Consider the following 19,776-nt stretch of genomic DNA (forward strand, 5'->3'; position numbering starts at 1 on the left):
AGTTAGATTAAAGGTACTGGCTTGGCGGCTAACGGTCAACAAACACGGGCATTTAGTTCACTTGACACCAAGGGTGAAAAGTTGCAACGTGAGATCCGACCATGAAGGGTCTTTACCCGCGCAAAAATAAGCTTATACTTGCGCCGATTCCCAACTTTGGGGAAGCACGCCGAGCTTCGGCCTGGCTACACAGGAGATGCTATGTTCAAAGCGAGTGAGGTGCTATCCAAACAGCATCAGGCTGAGGACTTAAAGTCCTTACAGCAGGCAATTACTGACAATTATATTGTTGATGAAGACGAATATATGCGTGAGCTGTTGCCGCTGGTTCCTGCCGATGATGATACGGTTAGCGCAGTAACCGAGCGCGCAGCTAAGTTAGTTGAGCAAGTGAGGGAACAGGCAGATAACGGCGTCGTCGACGCATTTCTGCAAGAGTACAGCCTAGATACCAAAGAAGGTATTATTTTAATGTGCCTTGCCGAGGCACTATTGCGAATTCCTGATGCTTATACAGCCGACGCGTTAATTCAAGATAAACTCTCCGGCGGAGACTGGCAGAAACATATGGGTCAGAGCGCGTCCTGGTTAGTTAACTCAGGTACCTGGGGGCTGGCACTGACAAACAGTGTGACAAACCCTACAGGCAAAGCCATGGAAACACCTCGTGGTGCTTTCCGTCGTCTTGTTCGCAAACTCGGTAAACCCATTATTCGCAAGGCAACCTATACCGCCATGCAAATTATGGGTAAGCAGTTCGTATTGGGACGTACCATTGAGGAAGCCTTGAAAGAAAGCCGTGATAACCGTGACAAGGGTTACACTCACGCTTACGATATGCTTGGCGAAGCCGCATTAACTATGAAGGATGCGGATTACTACAAGCAGCAGTACGTCAACTCAATCAAGACGATAACCAAAGAAGAGTTCAATAACCCGGATGCACCACGCCCGACAATTTCAATTAAATTGTCAGCCTTGCACCCTCGTTATGAAGCATCAAATCACGAACGTGTACTAACTGAGCTGGCCACCACTTTGACTGAACTGGTCAAGCTGGCCAAAGAAGCCGATGTTGGTGTGACCATTGATGCCGAAGAAGCCGATCGCCACGAGCTTTCAATGGAGCTGTTTGAGAAAGTCTACCGCAGCGGCGTCTGTAAAGGCTGGCCACGTTTTGGTTTGGTTGTACAGGCCTACTCGAAGCGTGCACTACCAACCTTGTGCTGGATAACCGCACTGGCAAAAGAGTGTGGCGATGAAATTCCTGTTCGTTTGGTAAAAGGGGCTTATTGGGATAACGAAATTAAGTGGACTCAGGAAAACGGTTTACTTGGTTATCCGGTATTTACTCGTAAGTCACACAGCGACATTTCATACCTGGCCTGTGCCCGTTACTTACTAAGTGACGACACTGACGGTGCCATTTATCCGCAATTCGCGACTCACAACGCGCAAACCTTTATGGCCATTCAACAAATGAATGAGACCCACCAGCGTAGAATTGAGTATCAGCGTTTGCACGGCATGGGTGATAGCTTATACGACACCATAATGGAGCAAAATCCAGGTATGGTGGTACGTATCTACGCACCAGTAGGCCCTCACAAAGATTTGTTGCCGTATTTAGTCCGCCGGCTTCTGGAGAACGGTGCTAACTCGTCGTTTGTCCACAAACTGCTAGATGCAGACACACCGGTCAATGACTTAGTCGAGCACCCGATGAAAACCGCGTCCGGCTACGAGAAGTACGCAAACAGCAAAATTCCACTTCCCTCAGAAATGTATGGGGATCGCACAAATTCATTAGGATTGAATATGAATATTCACTCACAAGCAGATGATTTTATTGCAGCGGTTCAACAGTACCGTGACAAACAATGGCAAGGCGGCCCCATCGTCGATGGGAAAACCATAGAAACCGACCACCACGTCAGTATTACCAGTCCTCAGGAAACCTCGAAGCAGGTTGGTAGTATCTACTGGGGTGATAAAAAACTCTCTGAACAGGCACTGAAAAGTGCGAACGCTGCCTACAAATCCTGGCGTAAGGTTCCTACCGACGAGCGAGCGGAATGTTTAGAGAAATTTGCCGACTTAATGGAAGCTAACCGCAACGAGCTTATCGCTCTGTGTTCTGTAGAAGCAGGAAAAGGCTTACAGGACGGGATCGACGAAGTTCGCGAGGCCGTTGATTTCTGTCGCTATTACGCCAATCAGGCGCGTGAACTCATGGGTGGCCCTATTCAGTTACCGGGTCCGACAGGCGAAGACAATGAGCTATTTGTTGAAGGTCGTGGAACTTTCATTTGTATTAGCCCATGGAACTTCCCTCTTGCCATTTTCGTCGGCCAGGTTGCAGCCGCTTTGGTTACCGGTAACTCAGTTATTGCTAAACCAGCAGAACAAACCGGTCTTATCGCATACCGCGCAGTGCAGCTGGCTTTAGAAGCAGGCATTCCGGGTAACGTATTGCACTTTATGCCAGGCAGTGGTGCCGAGGTCGGTAGCTATTTAACCAGCCAGGAAGACATTGGTGGCGTTTGCTTTACCGGTTCAACTTATACCGCTCAGGCCATTAACCGCGCACTAGCGGCACGTACTGGTCCAATTGTGCCATTGGTTGCTGAAACCGGCGGACAGAACGCCATGATGGTTGACTCTACCGCTCTGCCGGAACAGGTTGTCACCGATATCGTTGCCAGTGCCTTCCAGAGTGCGGGACAGCGTTGTTCAGCCCTGCGAGTTCTATTCGTACAGGATGATGTTGCTGATCGTGTTCTCGACTTACTACGTGGCGCTATGGAAGAGCTGCAAGTTGGTGACCCACTGCTGCATGAAACTGACGTTGGTCCGGTTATCGACGGTATTGCAAAAACTAACCTGGAACAGCACATATCAGATATCCAGCAGGCCGGCCGTCTGATTGCTCGCGCGCCACTGCCAGATTACGCTATGGGCGGCACCTTTGTTGCACCTACAGCGATTGAAATTGACAGTATCAGCCAGTTGGTAAAAGAAAACTTCGGTCCTATTCTGCACGTTATTCGTTTTAAAACCAGTGAGATTGACGAGGTTATTGAGAGTATTAATAACACAGGCTTCGGTTTAACTTTTGGTATTCACAGCCGTAACGAAACCTTTGCTCACGACGTGGCAAGCCGCATTGATGTAGGTAACGTGTACATTAACCGTAACCAGATAGGTGCGATTGTTGGCGTACAACCATTTGGTGGTCGCGGTATGTCAGGTACCGGACCGAAAGCCGGTGGTCCACACTACTTGACCCGCTTTATTACCGAAAAAACGCGTAGTGATAATATTACTGCCGTTGGTGGTAACGCCACCTTGTTGTCTCTGGACGATTAGAGACCAGCAAGAGACAAAAAAGCCAGCGAGAAATCGCTGGCTTTTTACTTTATTCTTCGTAACTTTTTAACTCAATCTGGTAATTTTCCAGTTGCTTTCTTAGGCTGTCATTTAAAACGACAATAATTTCCTGCCTGCGCCCTTTTTCATCCACAAAACTCAAACCGGCTAAATCCTTTTCATACTGCTGCAGTACAGGTGGGCTTTCTAACTGGTAAGTTCTGGGAGGTAAAATGAGGCGTTTTTCCGTTAACTCAAGATCATTATAAAACGCGGCTGGTTGCAATGGCCTGAATTTCACTACAATTGCCATAACAACAACCATGGTCAGCAGCGCGCCTGTAACAATAATCCACAAGGGAACCGCGTCACCAATATAAATTGCCATCCATATCGCTAAAAAGAAGCCGCCCCAGGCCTGGGGGCGGCGACTATCACGATAAAACGTCAGTGCATTGTTTTCTTTTTTTTCGTCTTTAGAATTCATCGTCACTATGTAAGTAAAGGCTTTCACTACCATCTTTTATCGCAGCTGCCAGGCTATGAATGCGAGGCAAAATGCGGGCAAAATAGAAACGTGCCGTTTTTGCTTTAGTTGCAAGGTATGGCTTGTCGCTTAATAGTGGCTCGGCGGCTATTGCCATTTTCAACCACAGGTAAGCGTAAGAAACATAGCCTACCAGATGCAGATACTCAACCGCCACACTGTTCACTAAGTTCTCATCACCAGCTGCTTTTTGCAGTACTTCCTCACTGACACCATTGAGGATATTTAGCGCCTGCTGCAATTGCTCACGCTGCTTTATCCATTCGCTGCCAGTAACCGTTTCATCCAGAAAGCTTTGAATCTCTTCATTAAATGGCTGCAGTAGCTGACCTTGTGAACCAAAAACTTTACGACCCAGCAAGTCCAGCGCCTGAATACCATTAGTGCCTTCGTATATTTGAGCTATACGGGTATCGCGAACCAATTGTTCCTGGCCCCATTCTCTGACATAACCGTGCCCGCCGAAAACCTGTTGGCCATGAATGGTCGACTCCAGTCCTGTGTCGGTTAAAAACGCTTTCGCAACAGGCGTCAATAACGCCACCATGGCATCGGCTTTTTGTCTAACCTGATCATCCCCGGCGTATTTTGAACGATCGAGCTGCTGCCCCACCCAGGTAGAAAACGCGCGACCACCTTCGGTCAGAGACTTCATGGTCAGCAACATACGGCGCACATCGCCATGCACTAAAATTGAGTCGGCTTCGGCTTGGTCGTTACGGGTTGCTTTTGCACCACGCCCCTGAATACGGTCTTTCGCGTACTCCAGAGCATTCTGATACGAACGTTCTGCTGCACCCAGCCCCTGAATACCAACGCCTAATCGCTCATAGTTCATCATGGTAAACATAGCCGGTAAACCGCGATGAGGCTCACCAACCAGCCAGGCCTTAGCTCCATCAAAGTTCATCACACAGGTTGCTGACGCGTGAATCCCCATTTTGTGTTCAATAGAACCGCAGCTAACATTGTTGCGTTCGGTCAGGTTACCCTGCTCGTCGGATAAAAACTTAGGCACCACAAACAACGATATACCTTTTGTACCCGCCGGTGCGTCAGGCAATTTAGCCAGCACCAGGTGGACAATATTGTCGGTTAAGTCATGCTCACCGCCGGTAATAAATATTTTGGTGCCGCTAAGCGAAAAACTGCCGTCTTGGGCAGGAATCGCCTTACTGCGAATAATGCCTAAATCCGTTCCGGCGTGAGGCTCAGTCAGACACATAGTGCCTGTCCATTCCCCCGAAACCATACGCGGTAAATAATGGTTCTTCAGCTCATCACTGCCATGCGAGTTAATTGCCATGATAGCGCCCGAGGTTAAGCCCGGGTAAAGAGAAAAGGCGATGTCCGCGCTGCAAAGCATTTCTTCGTACTGAGCAGATAAAGATTTCGGCAAACCCATGCCGCCAAAATCGGGATTTGCCGTTACACCAACCCAGCCACCTTCAGCCAGCTGGCGAAAGTTCTCTTTATAGCCTTTAGGTGTTGTCACCTCGCCGTCTTTAAACTTAACACCTTCTTCATCTGCTTCACGGGCTATGGGCGCAACCAAGTTTTCCGCAACTTTTGCACCTTCATCAAGAATAGCGCCAGCGGTTTCAACGTCCATCATGTCGGCAAGTTCCGGAGTCTGCTGCCAGTCATCAGCAACGCGGAATACATCATGCAAAACAAAATCCATGTCGTCGCGGGGAGCTCTGTAGTCAGCCATATCATTACCTCTTGTAGAAATTACAAAGCGTTCAAACTAATAATTTAAACGCCTGTTTAAACTGTATCGCACAAGAGTATGAATCCCTTCGCAGGATGTCAATAATTTCTATGGTTGCCAGTCTTCTAAAGCGGGCTGGGAGAATGCCTGTGAGTCTTTCACCAAAACCACCTTTTGCGGTTCTATTCGCAATATTGTCAGCTGATTTAACGCATCGCCCTCGTACAGTCGCTGGCCGTTCAGCTCAATCCACCGCTGAGATGCACTGGAGCGATACATATGGCTGTCGTAACTAAACGCAGGAACCTCTCGCTGAAACGAGCGCGAAAGTTCACTTAATGAAGGTATGACACTGGTATCGGCTCTATTATCATCGCTATTGCTGGTGTCGTTCACTGCCGCTTCGAAGCGCTGCAACAAGTCTGGCGAAACAGTAGAAAGATCCAGAGCCTGCCGCTGCGACCCCGCTTGTCCCGTTGGCTCCGATTCTGACAATTGCTGTTGACCAGCACTCTGTGTTACTTCAGGTTCTTCCTCCGGAACAGGTTCGGGTTCTGCTTCCCATTCAACCGATTCAATACTGGCGGTTTCTCCCCACCGGAAGCCTTCCGCTTCAGGACGTTCAGACTGGTTTGTTTCACCAAGCCAAACAGCTCCGGCAGAGCCCAGCACTGCGCCGAGAATAAGCACCAAAGGCCAAAGTAACCAACTCCAGCTACGGCTGTGTTTATCGTTAGCCATAAGCGAGGCATCAAGCACCGAGGTTTGTTTTAATAATGGCGACTGTTGCTGCTTTAATGCTTTTAATAAGGATGACATTATTTGCTCTCTTTACTCGCTTTTTTCATTCGCTTTCTTTACTCAATCTGGGCCCAAAGTCAGACGCGCGTGATGCCAGCCATGCCATTGTCGCTTCATCTAGTTTCCCGGTTACCTTTAGCCCCTGGCTTTTTTGCAGCTCTTTAAATTGCTCGTCCGATGACTTGCTTTGCCATTTAGAACCCAGGTGTTTTATCAGCTGTTCACGAACCCACTGTTGGTGTGCGTCGTCACTTTCAGCCAGCGGCTGTTGATACAAAATAAGGAAAGCCCCGTTCCAGCCATTAGTATCTATCGCCGTACCATCGGTTATTAAATCGGCGCTTTTATCTCGCCTATAAAGCAATGCCGGGTAATTAATGCTGCGCAGTTGCTGCAGGCTCTGGTTTAACTCAAGACAGACGAGATCATATTGTTCTATCCACTGACAAAAATCAGTATCTACCGGCGGTTCGGGCAAGCCCCAGACACTCGCCAACTCTGTTGCGGCCTGATACTGACTGCTGGACGTTGCGTCCAACGGTTTTTCCGTATCGTTAATCAGGGTGTAACTGCCAACCGCGCTGGCGACAAGAAGCAAAAAAGCCCCCGCCCAACGCCATAAAGCTGAGTGCGGCTGTCTATTCCGACTACCGGTAGTGCCATTCAGCTCAATATGCGCTTGCTGTATATGCCTTGGCAACACTTCGCTACTGGATTCCGTATAAGCTGCCAACAATGCCCGGTCACAATAAAGATTTAATAAGCGGGGAATACCCTGGGTTAACTGGTGTGCCTTCCTTCCTGCAGCAGCAGTAAACAAAGGCCGGTTTGCGCCAGCCACCTGCAGGCGGTAAGCAATGTAGCGTTGCGTGTCCTGCTCTGTCAGCGGCAAAATATGATAGCGGGCGGTAATACGCTGTGCCAGTTGACGAAGCTCCTGTCGGCGCAGTAAGTCCTGTAATTCCGGCTGACCAATTAAAATGACTCGAAGCAATTTACGATCATGAGTTTCTAAGTTGGTCAGTAACCTCAGCTGTTCCAGAACCTGTGGTCGCAAATGCTGAGCTTCATCAATGAGCACCACACATTGGCGGCCATCATCATTAGCTTTCAGAAAAAACTGGCTGAGCTTATCGGTCAGTGTTTTACGGGTCGCAGAGCGCTTTTGATAACGAATACCAAACTCATCGCACAGGCTGGCAAGCAGTTCATCTTCATTCAACATAGGGTTGAGGATGAACGCCGTTTCCGTTGACTCGGGCAACTGCTCCAGTAACGCTCTGGATACCGTGGTTTTACCTGTGCCCACTTCCCCGGTTAACAGAATAAAACCACCGCTGCCTTGTAGCCCCTGTGTAAGATGCGCCAAAGCCTCCTGATGCCGTTCACTCAGGTAAAGGTAATTTGGGTCCGGGGCAATGGAGAAAGGCTCTGCCTGAAGACCAAAATAGTTCTGATACATATCGGCCCGCTACTGTGCTGATAATATTATTTGTTCAACAGTGTAACGACTTGCTTGCACATCGACCAGTGATTCGACATGATCATGCCAAACAAAGTTGAGGTGAACAGTGGACGTATACTTAGTTGGTGGCGCAGTACGCGATAAACTTCTGAAATTACCAGTACACGAACGCGACTGGGTAGTGGTCGGTGCCCGTGCAGAAGACTTGCTGAAACAGGGGTTTCTGCAAGTTGGTAAAGACTTCCCGGTGTTCCTGCACCCCAGTACCCGCGAAGAATACGCACTGGCCCGGACTGAACGAAAATCCGGCAAAGGGCACACCAGCTTTGACGTGTTCGCCTCTCCCGATGTGACTCTGGAAGATGATTTAGCCCGCCGGGATTTAACCATTAACGCCATTGCGCAAAGCGAGGACGGTGAAATAGTCGATCCATACAATGGCGTGCAAGATATTAAAGCGCGCAAGTTACGCCATGTTTCTGAGGCTTTTACTGAGGATCCGCTAAGGGTATTAAGAGTGGCGCGCTTTGCCGCACGTTTTGCCCACTTAGGTTTTACCGTCGCCGAAGAGACTCAGCAAATGCTGCAGGAAATGTCAGCCAGTCAGGAACTTAGTCACTTAGTCCCGGAAAGGGTCTGGCGCGAATGGGAAAAGTCGCTGGTAACCCCAACGCCAACCGTTTTTTTAACTCTACTTAAAGACATACAAGCGCTTTCTCAGGTGTTGCCGGGAATAACCGCCGATGATTCACAATTGCAGCGTTTGCGAAGAACATCGGCTTATTCAGATTCAGCGACACTGCGATTTGCCAGCTTATTTATAAAGCAAGCAACCCCTGAGAGCCTGAAGCAGTTTTGCAGACAGCTGGCCATACCGAATCATTACCGTGACGGCGCTTTGCTGGCTAGAAATCATGAAGATTTCATTACCGCACCGGAGTTACCCGAAAAAGCCCAACTGGCTGCAATACTAAAACAAATAGACTACTGGCGCCGACCGAAAAAGCTGGAGCAGTTACTGCAATTAAGGCAAGCTGAATATAGTGAATCTAAGCAACAACAAAGTGTCGCTGATCAGCATAAAAAATTACGTCTGGGCGCAGAAACAGCCGCAGCACTTAACGCTGAGACTTTGCAGCAGCAAGGTTTTACCGGTAAAGCCCTGGGCGATGCCTTACGCGAACAGCGTGAGCAGATACTGGTTGAGGCATTGAATTAACCTTCCAGCCAATGAGTGTCGCTAATTGGCTCTAATTGTTGCGGTGAGTCTTTATGGGTTTGCTGGTATTGCTCCCACAACTGCTCATAACTCACATTTAAAAGCGGATGCAAGTGGTGCCCGGCTATTTCAGCCAGCGGCCAGAGCACAAACGCATTTTCAAGAATTTCGCCACGGGGCAACTGCGGTTGTTGCTCCCGAATAACGTCATCATACAATAAGACATCAATGTCTAATGTTCGCGGGCTGAACTTAGCACTGCCCGGAATCCGTCCGTTTTCCTGCTCAATGCGCTTACATTCAGCCAGAACTTCGGTAACAGAAAGGTTGGTTATTACCTCCACCACCAGATTGTAAAAATCACTTCCGGAAAACCCCACCGAGGCACTGCGAAAAATTCTTGAGCGTTGTTGCCAGTCAAAGCTCTTTGCAATGGCTTTCAGCCCTGCCCGAATATGTTTTTCACGATCCGTATTAGAGCCTATTCCGAGAAAAACTTGCGCCACAACTTATCCTCTTACCCAAAGGGGCTGTCAAAAACACTTCGGCGAACGCTTACAGCGACCGTTTTAGCATTAGGCACAGCTCCCGGTTTAGCCACCCGCACTTCAACGTTCTGCACGCCAAATTCATTCAAAATGAGGCTGGCAACGCCTTCAGCAACCGTTTCTATCAACTGACGCGGCTTTTCCGCTACCCAGGCAGACACCCGCTCGCTCACCAGTGCATAATCTAAAGCGTCGTCAATATTGTCAGTAGTTGCCGCGCGCTGGTTATCCCAGCTCATCTGAATATCCAGCACCAACTGCTGCTTTTTTTCTTTTTCCCAGTCATAGACACCAATGATGGTCTCTACGCTTAAGCCTTCAATGCTAACGACATCAATATCTGCTTGTTCCATTTGTGTTAACCCGTGGTAATTGCCCAAAAAACCGCTTATTCTAGGGGCATTGACTTTTAATCGCAGTCTACCTTAACCAACGAGGGATTCGTACCCCATGACAGCGCTTACTTTACTGATGATACTTTTAGCCTACCTTCTGGGCTCTATCAGTAGCGCTGTGGTTATCTGTCGGCTTTGGGGCTTACCTGACCCGCGCAAAGAAGGCTCAGGCAACCCCGGAACAACCAATGTTTACCGGGTTGGCGGAAAAATCCCTGCTTTATTAACTCTTTGGTTTGATGTTTTAAAAGGTATGGTTCCGGTGTGGGGCTCTTACTTTCTCGGCATTGAGCCGTTTTTCCTTGGGCTAATTGCCGTTGCAGCCTGCCTCGGCCATATTTTCCCGCTTTACTTCCATTTTCGTGGCGGTAAAGCCGTTGCTACCGCTTTAGGTGCAATGTTCCCGGTGGCCTGGGAAATGGCTTTGTTGCTTATTGCCACCTGGTTACTGGTTTTCCGTATCAGCCGGGTATCTTCTTTAGCGGCTTTAGTAACCGTCTGTCTGGCACCCTTTTATGCCTATTGGATAAAACCCCAATACACAGTCCCGGTTATTATGATTTCGCTATTAATCCTCTGGCGTCACCAGGCCAATATTCTACGCTTGTCCTCGGGCGAAGAAAAAGCCTTTAAACGGCGTCGCTAATATTCACCATGGGTTTCAAATCTGTCATCGGCCATCTCGGATGGGTTTTCACTGCCAATGACTCACGTTCCCCTGCTTCTAAACGCAGAGCGCCCGCTAAGGCGATCATCGCACCGTTATCAGTGCAAAATTCCGTGCGCGGGTAAAACACCTGACCCTTCTTTTTTTCTAATAAAGCTTCAAGTTTTGCGCGTAAATGCTTATTGGCACTGACCCCACCGGCAACGACCAAACGCTTGTAGCCGGTTTCTTTTAGCGCCCGGCGACATTTAATCACCAAGGTATCAACCACCGCATCTTCAAATGCCCGCGCAATATCCGCCAGGGTCTGCTCATCACTGTCATTAGCGGCCAGAGTATTAGCCGCAGAAGTTTTCAAACCACTGAAAGAAAAATTAAGGCCTGGTCTGTCTGTCATTGGTCTGGGAAAGGTAAAACGATCGCTGTTGCCCTGTTCCGCCAGAGCAGCCAATCGCGGCCCCCCGGGATAATCAAGCCCCATTAGCTTAGCTGTTTTATCAAAAGCCTCGCCTGCGGCGTCGTCTACTGATTCGCCCAGCAAATGATAATCGCCTATACCTTTTACTTGAACCAGTTGAGTATGCCCGCCGGAAACCAACAAGGCGACAAAAGGAAATTCGGGCTGGTTTTCTTCCAGCATAGGCGCCAGCAAATGGCCTTCCATATGATGAACTCCAACCGCGGGTAAATTCCATCCAAAAGCCAGACTACGACCAATACAAGCACCAACTAACAGAGCACCAACCAGCCCAGGCCCCATGGTATAAGCAATACCATCCAGTTGCTGATGCGAAATCCCGGCCTCTTTGAGCGCAGCTTTAATCAACGGTAAGGTCTTGCGCACGTGGTCACGAGATGCCAGCTCGGGCACTACGCCGCCGTAGTCGGCATGCAGTTTCACCTGCGAGTACAACTGGTGGGCTAATAAGCCTTTCTCGGTGTCGTACACCGCAACACCCGTTTCATCACAAGACGTTTCAATACCCAATACCCGCATAATACTAACCAATTCTGCTATTTACCGACAATTGACGCTATTTTACCTGATTTTTATTCGCATGACTCGCCTTACAGGAAAAGTTATGCCACTTTATGAAAACATAAAAACAACAAAGGCTTTAGCATGAGACAACTCGTTGCATTTCTATTTATTCTGACCTTGTCGGCCTGTCAGATATCACCAACGGAGCAGGACAAGTTTTCCTGGCAGGACGCCTCTGTTATTGAGTTGCAAAATGCCATGACCAATGGTGATTTAAGTGCCGAACAACTCACACAATATTACCTGCAACGCATTAATAGTCATAACCGTCAGGGGGCGAACTTAAGAGCGGTAAACAGCGTCAACGAAAATGCTCTGACCGATGCCAGACGGCTTGATGAAGAACGCGAACAAGGTAAGGTTCGCGGTCCATTACACGGTATTCCGGTTCTTTTAAAAGACAACATCGATACCGCTGACGGCATGGCAAATACAGGGGGGTCATTACTGTTCGCAGAAAACTACCCGGAAGATGATGCTTTTCTTGTAACGCAATTACGCGATGCTGGTGCCATTATTTTAGGTAAAGCCAACTTAAGTGAATGGGCGAATTTTCGCTCGACCCGTTCCAGTTCGGGCTGGAGCGCTATTGGCGGTCAGGCGGTCAATCCGTATGACAGAACTCGTTCCACTTGTGGCTCCAGTGCAGGCTCAGCATCCGCTGTTGCCGCCGATTTAGTTGCACTTGCGGTAGGTACCGAAACCGATGGCTCGCTAACCTGTCCGGCCGCTGTTAATGGCATTGTTACCATCAAGCCAACGCTGGGCCTTATCAGTCGCGATGGCATTATTCCTATTTCTCATAGTCAGGATACTGCAGGCCCAATGGCTCGTAGCGTAGCCGGAGCCACCTTAATGCTGGATGCGATGCAAGCTTACGATCCGGATGACCCCGCTGGCTATCGTACCGAAACGAATTTTGCCTCGCATTTAAAAGCAGACGGACTCGAAGGTAAGCGTATTGGTGTCGTTCGTAACTTAATGGGTTACAACAACTTGCTTGACGAACAGTTCGAGCAACAGCTCTCAATTATGGAAGCTCAGGGAGCTGAAATTATTAACGTTGAGATGACAACCTACGGAGAATACGGCGGCGATGAATTTACCGTGCTGCTGTATGAGTTTAAACAGGATATGGCAGCTTATCTGAAAAGCACGAATCTGCCCTTTAACAATTTAAGTGACATGATAGCGGCAAATAATGAATTGCCTGAGCAGGAGTTGTCACTATTTGGTCAGGAGCTTTTTGAAATGGCCGAGGCTCAGGATGACGAAGCCGCTTATAAGAAAGCATTGGCCAAAAGCAAAAAGCTGGCAGGTAAAGAAGGCATCGATGCCATGCTTCAGGAGAACAATATCGACTTACTAATAGCTCCGACAACAAGCCCTGCCTGGAAAATCGATCACGTACTTGGCGACAACTATTCAGGCTCAGCCAGTTCACCGGCGGCCGTTGCCGGATACCCGCACATATCAGTGCCTATGGGTTATATCCAAATTGGAGACGAACCCGCCCTGCCGGTCGGTATCAGTTTCTTTGGTGCTGCACGCTCTGAGGCCACGCTCATAGAAGCGGCATTCGCCTACGAACAGGCGACAAAACACCGTAAACCGCCTAATCTGGTTGTAACTGACTAAGGTTGAGTTTACGAGTATCGAGCGGCCGGCCGTCGACATCGCGGAGTGTTAGTTCCAGCTCCGGCTGCTCTTTCCAAATAACTTCAATTTGACCGTAACGGCTTTCAGCATAAGCCTCACCGTCGCGATAACTAGATGAGTAAGGCGTTTCACCATCAAAGTTAATGGACCCAGGCGTCACCTGCCAGAGTGGATAAGGCAGGAATTCATCTGACTTAGCGAACTCACCGAACAAGCGGTCACCGCTCGCCAGCAATAAACCTGAAGGTTTCAGTTCCGTTAACAACTCTTTTAAACGGTTTTGTTCGCGCAAGTAAAGTGCCCAGCTATCATAGCCATTGGCAGGAGCTATTACCGGTGTCGCGCTCATAATAATGCGGACTTCGGCAGGCTGTTGTAATTGCTCTGCAAGCCACTGCCATTGCTCATCACCCAGCAAATCGCCCGTATTATTCGACTGATAAGGACCTAAATCAGCATTAAAGCGGCGAGTCTGACGCTCTACCCAGCCCACCTGACTCAGTGGGTCACGGTTCCAGCGACCGTCCAGAACAATAACCTGCACACGTTGCGGTTCATTCCCAAAAATTACGCTCTTTGCAATACCATGACTTTGAAACAGCCGTTCCGAGGTTGCCGGCTCACGCCAGAAGGTAAGAAAGTGGTTGCGGACGGCATAGCGATTCGGGTTATTTTTTCCGCTCTTGCCATCCAGACTGTAATCGTTGCGGTTCCAGACCGACATAACCGCAGAGTTGCGTCGCAGAACCCGTGGCCCGCGGTAACGGTTAAACACCTCATAGGCATCCAGTAAGTCGTCCATGTCGCCGGCGTTCTCATCGATAGTATCACCCAGGAACACAAAGACTTCAGGCTGCGCATGATTAATCGCATCCCAGACTTCCTGTCGCTTGGTATGGTCAATGCAACAGCCAAAAGCCACTCGTGTTGTCTGCTGTGCGGGCGCACTAAACGCCGCAGCCAACAGCAGAAGCAGCCAAACGCTCCGTATTAGCATTAGAAATCCTCTTTAGTCACCGCACAGCGGCGTGCCTCTTCTGCCTCTATATCGCCACGAGCCAGTAATTTCTTGAGTGCCTGATCTAATGTTTGCATGCCCCGCTCTGCTCCAGTTTGAATAGAGGAGTACATTTGCGCCACTTTGTCTTCTCGAATCAAGTTTTTAATAGCCGGCGATGACAGCATAATTTCATGTGCGGCAACACGACCACCGCCAACTCGTTTTAGCAAGCTCTGCGAGATAACCGCACGTAAAGATTCTGACAGCATGGAGCGGATCATCGGTTTATCATCGCCCGGAAATACGTCAATAATGCGGTCGATAGTTTTAGGTGCAGAGGTTGTATGCAAGGTACCTAAAACTAAATGCCCGGTTTCGGCTGCCGTCATAGCTAAACGGATGGTTTCTAAATCGCGCATTTCCCCCACCAGAATCACATCAGGGTCTTCACGCAGTGCTGAGCGCAGGGCCGCACTGAAACTGCGAGTGTCCCGATGAACTTCACGCTGGCTGACCAGGCTTTTTTGATTGTCGTGAACAAACTCTATGGGGTCTTCAATGGTTAAAATATGCAACGAGCGGTTTTGATTCAAATAATTAACCATTGCCGCCAATGTGGTTGATTTACCCGAGCCAGTCGGTCCGGTTACTAACACTAAACCCCGGTTAGCACTGACAATGTCCTTAAATATCTCCGGAGCATCCAGTTGCTCTAAAGTGGTGACTTCGGCAGGTATCATACGAAAAGCGGCGGCAATGCCTTTGCGCTGGGTAAACACGTTGGCACGGAAACGCGCAACGCCTTCTATTTCAAAGGAAAAATCACACTCAAATTTTTCCTCGAACTCCTGCCACTGGCCTTTGGTCATCACCTCAAACAACATGTCTTTCAGCTCATCCGGCTGATGCTCGGGTTGATTTAATGGCCGAATGTCCCCATCCACTCTAATCATAGGAACACTGCCGGAAGACAGATGTAAGTCCGAGGCATTTTGTTTCACACTAAAGGCCAGTAATTCGTTAACATTCATATATCTTATTCCTGAATCAGTGAGATGACGGTGGCAATGACAACTAAGGTAGCAGAAAAGATAACAAATAATCTTGCGGAAATACGTCAGCAATTGCAGATTTTAGCCGAAGAGTCGCAACATGGGCAGTCAGTGAAACTGCTAGCCGTGAGTAAAAAACACTCTTTGGATGCAATAAAAGCCGCAATCGCCGCCGGGCAAATGCATTTCGGCGAAAACTACGTTCAGGAAGCGGTTGATAAAATCACCCAGCTAAAAGAACACATACCCGACCCGGTCCAGTGGCACTTTATTGGACCGATTCAGTCCAATAAGACAAAAGATATTGCTCAGAACTTTGACTGGGTACAAAGCGTGGAGCGGGAAAAAATAGCTCGCCGCCTGAATGAACAGCGCCCAGACAGTCTCGAGCAACTCAACATTTTACTACAGGTGAATATTGACGACGATGACAACAAGTCGGGTCTGGCGCCAGAGCAAGTTAAAGAATTAGCTGAGTATGTGATGAGTTGCTCAAAGCTTAAATTACGCGGCTTAATGACCATACTCAAAGCAGGAACAACGGAAGAGCAACGCAAGCAAAGTTTTCAGCACATGTTTCGCCTTTATGAGCAACTGCAACAAACCTGTGGCGAGCAAATTGATACCTTATCCATGGGGATGTCGGGTGATATGCGACAAGCGGTGCTTGAGGGTGCTAACATGGTACGTATTGGAACAGCAATTTTTGGAGAACGGGAGTCCTAATGAACGACATTCGGAATATTGCCTTCATTGGCGCAGGAAATATGACACAAAGCATTGTCGGCGGTATGTGCAAAAGCGGTTACCCTGCTGACAAAGTCTGGGTCAGTAACCCCAGCGATGCCAAATTAGAAAAAATGAAATCGGAGCTGGGCGTCAATACCAGTAACGATAATCTGGAAGTGGTGAATAACGCTGACGCTATTGTACTGTCGGTTAAGCCTCAGTTAATGGCGGAAGTTTGCGCTCACTTACGTGAAAACGTTCACGACCTGACAGACAAATTAATAATTACCATTGCCGCCGGTATTCGTATTCCTAAATATCGCGAGTATTTAGGCGAAAACATCCGTATTATCCGGGTTATGCCAAATACGCCGTCACTGGTAGGTCAGGGCATGTCAGGTTTAGTTACTGACGATTCCGTTGACGAAGCCGATAAAAACTTTGTAACCGAAGCCTTTAATGGCGTAGGTGAAACACTCTGGGTTAGTGACGAAGATCAGCTCGATATTCTTGGCGCCGTAGCAGGCAGTGGGCCAGCTTACTTTTTCGAGTTTATGGACAGCTTGGCAAAAGCTGCAACCGAGCTTGGTTTTGATGCCGAGAAAGCGCGCGCTATGGTTCAGCAAACCTGCTTAGGTGCAGCTCAAATGGCCAAAGAAAGTGAGTTATCATTGGAAGACTTGCGCAAACAAGTCACCAGTAAAGGCGGCTCAACAGCAAAAGGTGTTGAAGCCTACCAAGACTCTGACTTACACGGCATTTCGGAAAAAGCGGTAAAAGCTGCGGTTAACCGTAATCAGGAAATGGCGAAACTCTTTTAGGAGTCACTATGAATAACGCCCTTACATTTTTAGTCGCAACCATAATTGACCTGTATTTGGTCATCGTACTTTTGCGACTCTGGATGCAGTTAACTCAAGCTGATTTTTATAACCCGGTCAGCCAGTTTGTTTATAAGGCAACCCAGCCTGTCGTGGGCCCGCTGCGCAGCTTTATGCCAATGCTGGGCAAGCTGGACACAGCCAGCTTAATTTTTGCGTTAGCATTAGGCATGCTAAAAGTAGCGGCGCTGGTCTGGCTTAACAACTTAGTTGTTGACCCGCTGGTGATTGTTATTCAGGGAATATTAACGGCTGTAAGCAGTTTGCTGTCAATGTTGTTCTGGGTACTGGTTATTCGGGCAATACTCAGCTGGTTCTCACAGGGGTACAACCCGGTAGAAGCCATGTTGCACCAAATTACAGAGCCGTTATTAGCGCCTGTACGTAAAATTCTTCCTCCAATTGGAGGCTTAGATTTATCGGTACTGGTTGTCATTATTGGACTGCAGTTTTTACGCATATTAATTGGTGTTTAATGCTACTGGTGGAGGAAAAGTGATGAGTAAAACATTCTTTGTTAAAACAGTAATGGTCGTTTCTTTAATATTTTCAGGCTTTGTTATGGCTGAACAGAAAGAGACACTAGGCGACTGGGATGTTCACTACAGCGCTTTTAACTCCACCTCTTTATCTCCCGCTATTGCGACGCAATACAACTTAACCCGCAGCGCATCGAAAGGCGTGCTCAATATTGCGGTATTGGATAAAAAGACTCAAAAAGCGCAAACACCCGGGGTAACCGGGCAAGTGGTTAATCCGCTGGGACAAATACAGGAGCTCGACTTTCAACAGGTAACTGAAGGTGATGCCAGTTATTACCTGGCTCAGTTTGAGCACTCTAATGCCGAAACCCTGCGTTTCACCATCCAGGTTGGTGAGCAGCAGTTTAAATTTAACCAGGAGTTCTGGTTAAACGATTAGCTTTAAACCGGCTTAACGCCTATTGACTGAATATCACCTTTATCACTGATTTTCCTTACCGTCAGAATGACATCGCCCAAACGTATATTGTCACCAATAACAACGCGGCGATGGAATTTCTGCGAGAAGTAATCAGCGATTGTCGTACTCAGTAGAGCATCGTCCAGATTACCCAGAGGATAAAAGCTCCCGACATCAGCCAGCGTCAGGTCGCCTCGTAAAGTAAAGTCGCCAAAGAAGTCTTTCTCGGATACTTTTAAGCCCTTACCACCTGATGCGAGAATTCTGCTCACTTCATCAATATCGTTTACCGTCGCGGCGACCAGTAGGCCATCACCCTCTTCCACCATAGGCTGAGTTTCTGGCTGTAACCATTCACCATCGCGAATTAACCCAACGAAGGTAGCCGGAGCCGTTAGTTTTAGCTCCTTCCAGGTATGGTCACAAGCTGGCGAGTTTTTGTCGATTTGATAAAGCCAGACTTCTAACGCTTCCTTACTGGGCACTGAGGACAGCGGCATACGCTGCTGAGGTTTAGCTTTTAACGGCACCTCAAGCCCTAACCAACGCGCTACCGGTGCAATACTCCACCCCTGGATAATGAGTGAGATCATGACCACAACAAAAGCAATATCAAAATACAGTTCTTGATCAGGTACGCCACTTAGCCAGGGGAATAGCGCCAGTATAATAGGAACAGCACCTCTTAAACCCACCCAGCTGATAAACACCTGTTCACGCCAGGGAAAACTGAACGGCAGTAAGCTAACAACGACAGCTAACGGGCGGGCAATAAAAATTAAAGTAAAGGCAATACCAATGGCTACCGGCGCATTAGCCATTAAATGAGAAGGAACAACCAATAACCCCAGAATAAGGAACATAGCTATCTGACTAAGCCAGGCCAGCCCATCCTGCACTTGCAGTATATGCACGAGTTGGGGTAGCCGCGCATTGCCAATAACAAAGCCCATTAAATAGACCGCCAGAAACCCACTGGCATGAAGTTTTGCTGTTAACGCATAAATGGAAATAGCGCAGGCTACTGCTAGCAATGGAAAAAAGCTGAAACTAAGAGGCAACTTACGCGCCGCAATAATGAATAACCGACCACCTAGCCAACCTATGGTAAGGCCGCCAATTAGCTGCCAGATGACATCAAGACCTACCCAGTACCAGTCAGGGAAGCTGCCGCTGGCTACGGCACCGGTCATGGTTAAAGTCAGAATAACGGCCATGGGGTCGTTACTGCCCGACTCTATTTCAAGGGTTGATGCGACCCGCTCTTTAATCTGCAACCCGCGGGACTGAAAGATACCAAACACCGCGGCGGCATCTGTTGAACTTAGTATGGCTCCCATTAGTAAAGCCGCAGGCCAGGGTAAACCAAACCAATATACCGCGGCGGAAGCCACCAGAGTACAGGTTAACGCAACACCTATAGTTGCCAGGCTAATAGCGGGCCAGAGGGCTACCCGAAAACGCTCAGGGTGCGTTCGCATCCCACCATCAAACAGGATAATAACCAAAGCTGCAGAGCCAATAAAAAACGCGATATCCGGATTGTTAAATTCGACACCTAATACACCTTGCTCACCCGCTAACATGCCAATTAACAAAAAGGTCAGCAGTACAGGTGCACCCAGCCGGTTGGATGCTACAGCGGCTAAAATGCTGACAACCAGCAGCAAGCCACACAATAAAATCAAGGTGTTAGCCGAATCCAAATAGAATCTCCTTATCTTTGTCTCTGCTTGTTCATCATAG

At 48.5% G+C, this 19,776-nt stretch carries 18 protein-coding genes; 8 read left to right on the top strand and 10 right to left on the bottom strand.

What is annotated here, in order from left to right; translation table 11 throughout:
- Positions 1-201: 201 nt before the first annotated feature.
- Positions 202-3,369 (top strand): bifunctional proline dehydrogenase/L-glutamate gamma-semialdehyde dehydrogenase PutA, encoded by a 3,168-nt coding sequence (gene putA / locus ACP7H9_RS04260; protein WP_011235189.1) that lies wholly within the window; start codon positions 202-204, stop codon positions 3,367-3,369.
- Positions 3,370-3,418: 49 nt separating this feature from the next.
- Here the strand turns inward: putA and ACP7H9_RS04265 are convergent, their stop codons facing one another.
- From ACP7H9_RS04265 to ACP7H9_RS04280, 4 genes are all read right to left on the bottom strand, one after another.
- Entirely contained in the window at positions 3,419-3,856 is a 438-nt protein-coding gene (locus tag ACP7H9_RS04265; protein ID WP_439222219.1) for a hypothetical protein, read from the bottom strand.
- Positions 3,846-5,630, bottom strand: a complete 1,785-nt coding sequence (locus ACP7H9_RS04270; RefSeq protein ID WP_011235191.1) for an acyl-CoA dehydrogenase C-terminal domain-containing protein — start codon at positions 5,628-5,630, stop codon at positions 3,846-3,848. The genes ACP7H9_RS04265 and ACP7H9_RS04270 overlap by 11 nt, the downstream gene beginning before the upstream one ends.
- A gap of 108 nt (positions 5,631-5,738) precedes the next feature.
- Positions 5,739-6,449, bottom strand: coding sequence for a general secretion pathway protein GspB (locus tag ACP7H9_RS04275; RefSeq protein ID WP_110013971.1), 711 nt, complete (start codon positions 6,447-6,449; stop codon positions 5,739-5,741).
- 25 nt (positions 6,450-6,474) lie between these two features.
- Complete coding sequence (locus tag ACP7H9_RS04280) at positions 6,475-7,893, bottom strand: ExeA family protein (RefSeq protein ID WP_439222220.1); 1,419 nt, start codon at positions 7,891-7,893, stop codon at positions 6,475-6,477.
- Between the two features lie 109 nt (positions 7,894-8,002).
- Here ACP7H9_RS04280 and ACP7H9_RS04285 point away from each other — a divergent pair, with 109 nt between their 5' ends.
- Positions 8,003-9,115 carry a multifunctional CCA tRNA nucleotidyl transferase/2'3'-cyclic phosphodiesterase/2'nucleotidase/phosphatase gene (locus ACP7H9_RS04285; protein WP_439222221.1) on the top strand — a complete coding sequence of 371 codons (1,113 nt, stop codon included), beginning with the start codon at positions 8,003-8,005 and terminating at the stop codon, positions 9,113-9,115.
- On the opposite strand, the gene folK is transcribed toward ACP7H9_RS04285, so the two are convergent.
- Together folK and folB are read right to left on the bottom strand one after the other, a co-directional pair.
- Complete coding sequence (gene folK, locus ACP7H9_RS04290) at positions 9,112-9,621, bottom strand: 2-amino-4-hydroxy-6-hydroxymethyldihydropteridine diphosphokinase (protein ID WP_439222222.1); 510 nt, start codon at positions 9,619-9,621, stop codon at positions 9,112-9,114. The two genes, ACP7H9_RS04285 and folK, sit on opposite strands and share 4 nt — an antisense overlap.
- A gap of 11 nt (positions 9,622-9,632) precedes the next feature.
- The gene (folB, locus tag ACP7H9_RS04295; protein ID WP_439222223.1) at positions 9,633-10,016 is read right to left on the bottom strand and encodes a dihydroneopterin aldolase; all 384 of its coding nucleotides are present in this window, start codon (positions 10,014-10,016) and stop codon (positions 9,633-9,635) included.
- A 97-nt stretch (positions 10,017-10,113) separates the two neighbouring features.
- Between folB and plsY the strand changes: the two genes are divergently transcribed.
- Complete coding sequence (gene plsY, locus ACP7H9_RS04300; RefSeq protein WP_110013966.1) at positions 10,114-10,704, top strand: glycerol-3-phosphate 1-O-acyltransferase PlsY; 591 nt, start codon at positions 10,114-10,116, stop codon at positions 10,702-10,704.
- On the opposite strand, the gene tsaD is transcribed toward plsY, so the two are convergent.
- Positions 10,688-11,722 (bottom strand): tRNA (adenosine(37)-N6)-threonylcarbamoyltransferase complex transferase subunit TsaD, encoded by a 1,035-nt coding sequence (gene tsaD, locus ACP7H9_RS04305; RefSeq protein ID WP_439222224.1) that lies wholly within the window; start codon positions 11,720-11,722, stop codon positions 10,688-10,690. The two genes, plsY and tsaD, sit on opposite strands and share 17 nt — an antisense overlap.
- A gap of 126 nt (positions 11,723-11,848) precedes the next feature.
- Between tsaD and ACP7H9_RS04310 the strand changes: the two genes are divergently transcribed.
- Positions 11,849-13,405, top strand: a complete 1,557-nt coding sequence (locus ACP7H9_RS04310) for an amidase (protein WP_439222225.1) — start codon at positions 11,849-11,851, stop codon at positions 13,403-13,405.
- Here the strand turns inward: ACP7H9_RS04310 and ACP7H9_RS04315 are convergent.
- Together ACP7H9_RS04315 and ACP7H9_RS04320 are read right to left on the bottom strand one after the other, a co-directional pair.
- Positions 13,383-14,423 (bottom strand): phosphodiesterase, encoded by a 1,041-nt coding sequence (locus tag ACP7H9_RS04315; RefSeq protein ID WP_439222226.1) that lies wholly within the window; start codon positions 14,421-14,423, stop codon positions 13,383-13,385. The two genes, ACP7H9_RS04310 and ACP7H9_RS04315, sit on opposite strands and share 23 nt — an antisense overlap.
- Positions 14,423-15,457 (bottom strand): type IV pilus twitching motility protein PilT, encoded by a 1,035-nt coding sequence (locus tag ACP7H9_RS04320; protein ID WP_114982171.1) that lies wholly within the window; start codon positions 15,455-15,457, stop codon positions 14,423-14,425. Before ACP7H9_RS04320 ends, ACP7H9_RS04315 begins: the two co-directional genes overlap by 1 nt.
- 36 nt (positions 15,458-15,493) lie before the next feature.
- Here ACP7H9_RS04320 and ACP7H9_RS04325 point away from each other — a divergent pair, with 36 nt between their 5' ends.
- Genes ACP7H9_RS04325 through ACP7H9_RS04340 form a run of 4 tightly spaced genes read left to right on the top strand, consistent with a single transcriptional unit; the run spans position 15,494 to position 18,009 of the window.
- Complete coding sequence (locus tag ACP7H9_RS04325; protein ID WP_439222227.1) at positions 15,494-16,204, top strand: YggS family pyridoxal phosphate-dependent enzyme; 711 nt, start codon at positions 15,494-15,496, stop codon at positions 16,202-16,204.
- On the top strand, positions 16,204-17,028 hold the full coding sequence (gene proC, locus ACP7H9_RS04330) for a pyrroline-5-carboxylate reductase (RefSeq protein ID WP_439222228.1): 825 nt from the start codon (positions 16,204-16,206) through the stop codon (positions 17,026-17,028). Before ACP7H9_RS04325 ends, proC begins: the two co-directional genes overlap by 1 nt.
- Positions 17,029-17,036: 8 nt before the next feature.
- Positions 17,037-17,564 (top strand): YggT family protein, encoded by a 528-nt coding sequence (locus ACP7H9_RS04335; RefSeq protein WP_011235204.1) that lies wholly within the window; start codon positions 17,037-17,039, stop codon positions 17,562-17,564.
- Between the two features lie 22 nt (positions 17,565-17,586).
- The gene (locus ACP7H9_RS04340) at positions 17,587-18,009 is read left to right on the top strand and encodes a DUF4426 domain-containing protein (RefSeq protein ID WP_011235205.1); all 423 of its coding nucleotides are present in this window, start codon (positions 17,587-17,589) and stop codon (positions 18,007-18,009) included.
- Positions 18,010-18,011: 2 nt separating this feature from the next.
- On the opposite strand, the gene ACP7H9_RS04345 is transcribed toward ACP7H9_RS04340, so the two are convergent.
- On the bottom strand, positions 18,012-19,736 hold the full coding sequence (locus tag ACP7H9_RS04345) for a potassium/proton antiporter (RefSeq protein WP_011235206.1): 1,725 nt from the start codon (positions 19,734-19,736) through the stop codon (positions 18,012-18,014).
- Between the last annotated feature and the right edge of the window lie 40 nt (positions 19,737-19,776).

The sequence above is a fragment of the Idiomarina sp. ST20R2A10 genome (genome assembly GCF_051842345.1).
GTDB lineage: Bacteria > Pseudomonadota > Gammaproteobacteria > Enterobacterales > Alteromonadaceae > Idiomarina > Idiomarina loihiensis.

Bases quoted from the DNA above. Each gene is read 5' to 3' on its own strand.
- ACP7H9_RS04280 (WP_439222220.1), bottom strand. From the start codon at position 7,893: ATGTATCAGAACTATTTTGGTCTTCAGGCAGAGCCTTTCTCCATTGCC.
- ACP7H9_RS04335 (WP_011235204.1), top strand. From the start codon at position 17,037: ATGAATAACGCCCTTACATTTTTAGTCGCAACCATAATTGACCTGTAT.
- ACP7H9_RS04265 (WP_439222219.1), bottom strand. From the start codon at position 3,856: ATGAATTCTAAAGACGAAAAAAAAGAAAACAATGCACTGACGTTTTAT.
- ACP7H9_RS04320 (WP_114982171.1), bottom strand. From the start codon at position 15,457: ATGAATGTTAACGAATTACTGGCCTTTAGTGTGAAACAAAATGCCTCG.
- ACP7H9_RS04340 (WP_011235205.1), top strand. From the start codon at position 17,587: ATGAGTAAAACATTCTTTGTTAAAACAGTAATGGTCGTTTCTTTAATA.
- proC (WP_439222228.1), top strand. From the start codon at position 16,204: ATGAACGACATTCGGAATATTGCCTTCATTGGCGCAGGAAATATGACA.
- putA (WP_011235189.1), top strand. From the start codon at position 202: ATGTTCAAAGCGAGTGAGGTGCTATCCAAACAGCATCAGGCTGAGGAC.
- ACP7H9_RS04325 (WP_439222227.1), top strand. From the start codon at position 15,494: ATGACAACTAAGGTAGCAGAAAAGATAACAAATAATCTTGCGGAAATA.
- folB (WP_439222223.1), bottom strand. From the start codon at position 10,016: ATGGAACAAGCAGATATTGATGTCGTTAGCATTGAAGGCTTAAGCGTA.
- ACP7H9_RS04310 (WP_439222225.1), top strand. From the start codon at position 11,849: ATGAGACAACTCGTTGCATTTCTATTTATTCTGACCTTGTCGGCCTGT.
- ACP7H9_RS04270 (WP_011235191.1), bottom strand. From the start codon at position 5,630: ATGGCTGACTACAGAGCTCCCCGCGACGACATGGATTTTGTTTTGCAT.
- ACP7H9_RS04315 (WP_439222226.1), bottom strand. From the start codon at position 14,423: ATGCTAATACGGAGCGTTTGGCTGCTTCTGCTGTTGGCTGCGGCGTTT.
- ACP7H9_RS04275 (WP_110013971.1), bottom strand. From the start codon at position 6,449: ATGTCATCCTTATTAAAAGCATTAAAGCAGCAACAGTCGCCATTATTA.
- plsY (WP_110013966.1), top strand. From the start codon at position 10,114: ATGACAGCGCTTACTTTACTGATGATACTTTTAGCCTACCTTCTGGGC.
- tsaD (WP_439222224.1), bottom strand. From the start codon at position 11,722: ATGCGGGTATTGGGTATTGAAACGTCTTGTGATGAAACGGGTGTTGCG.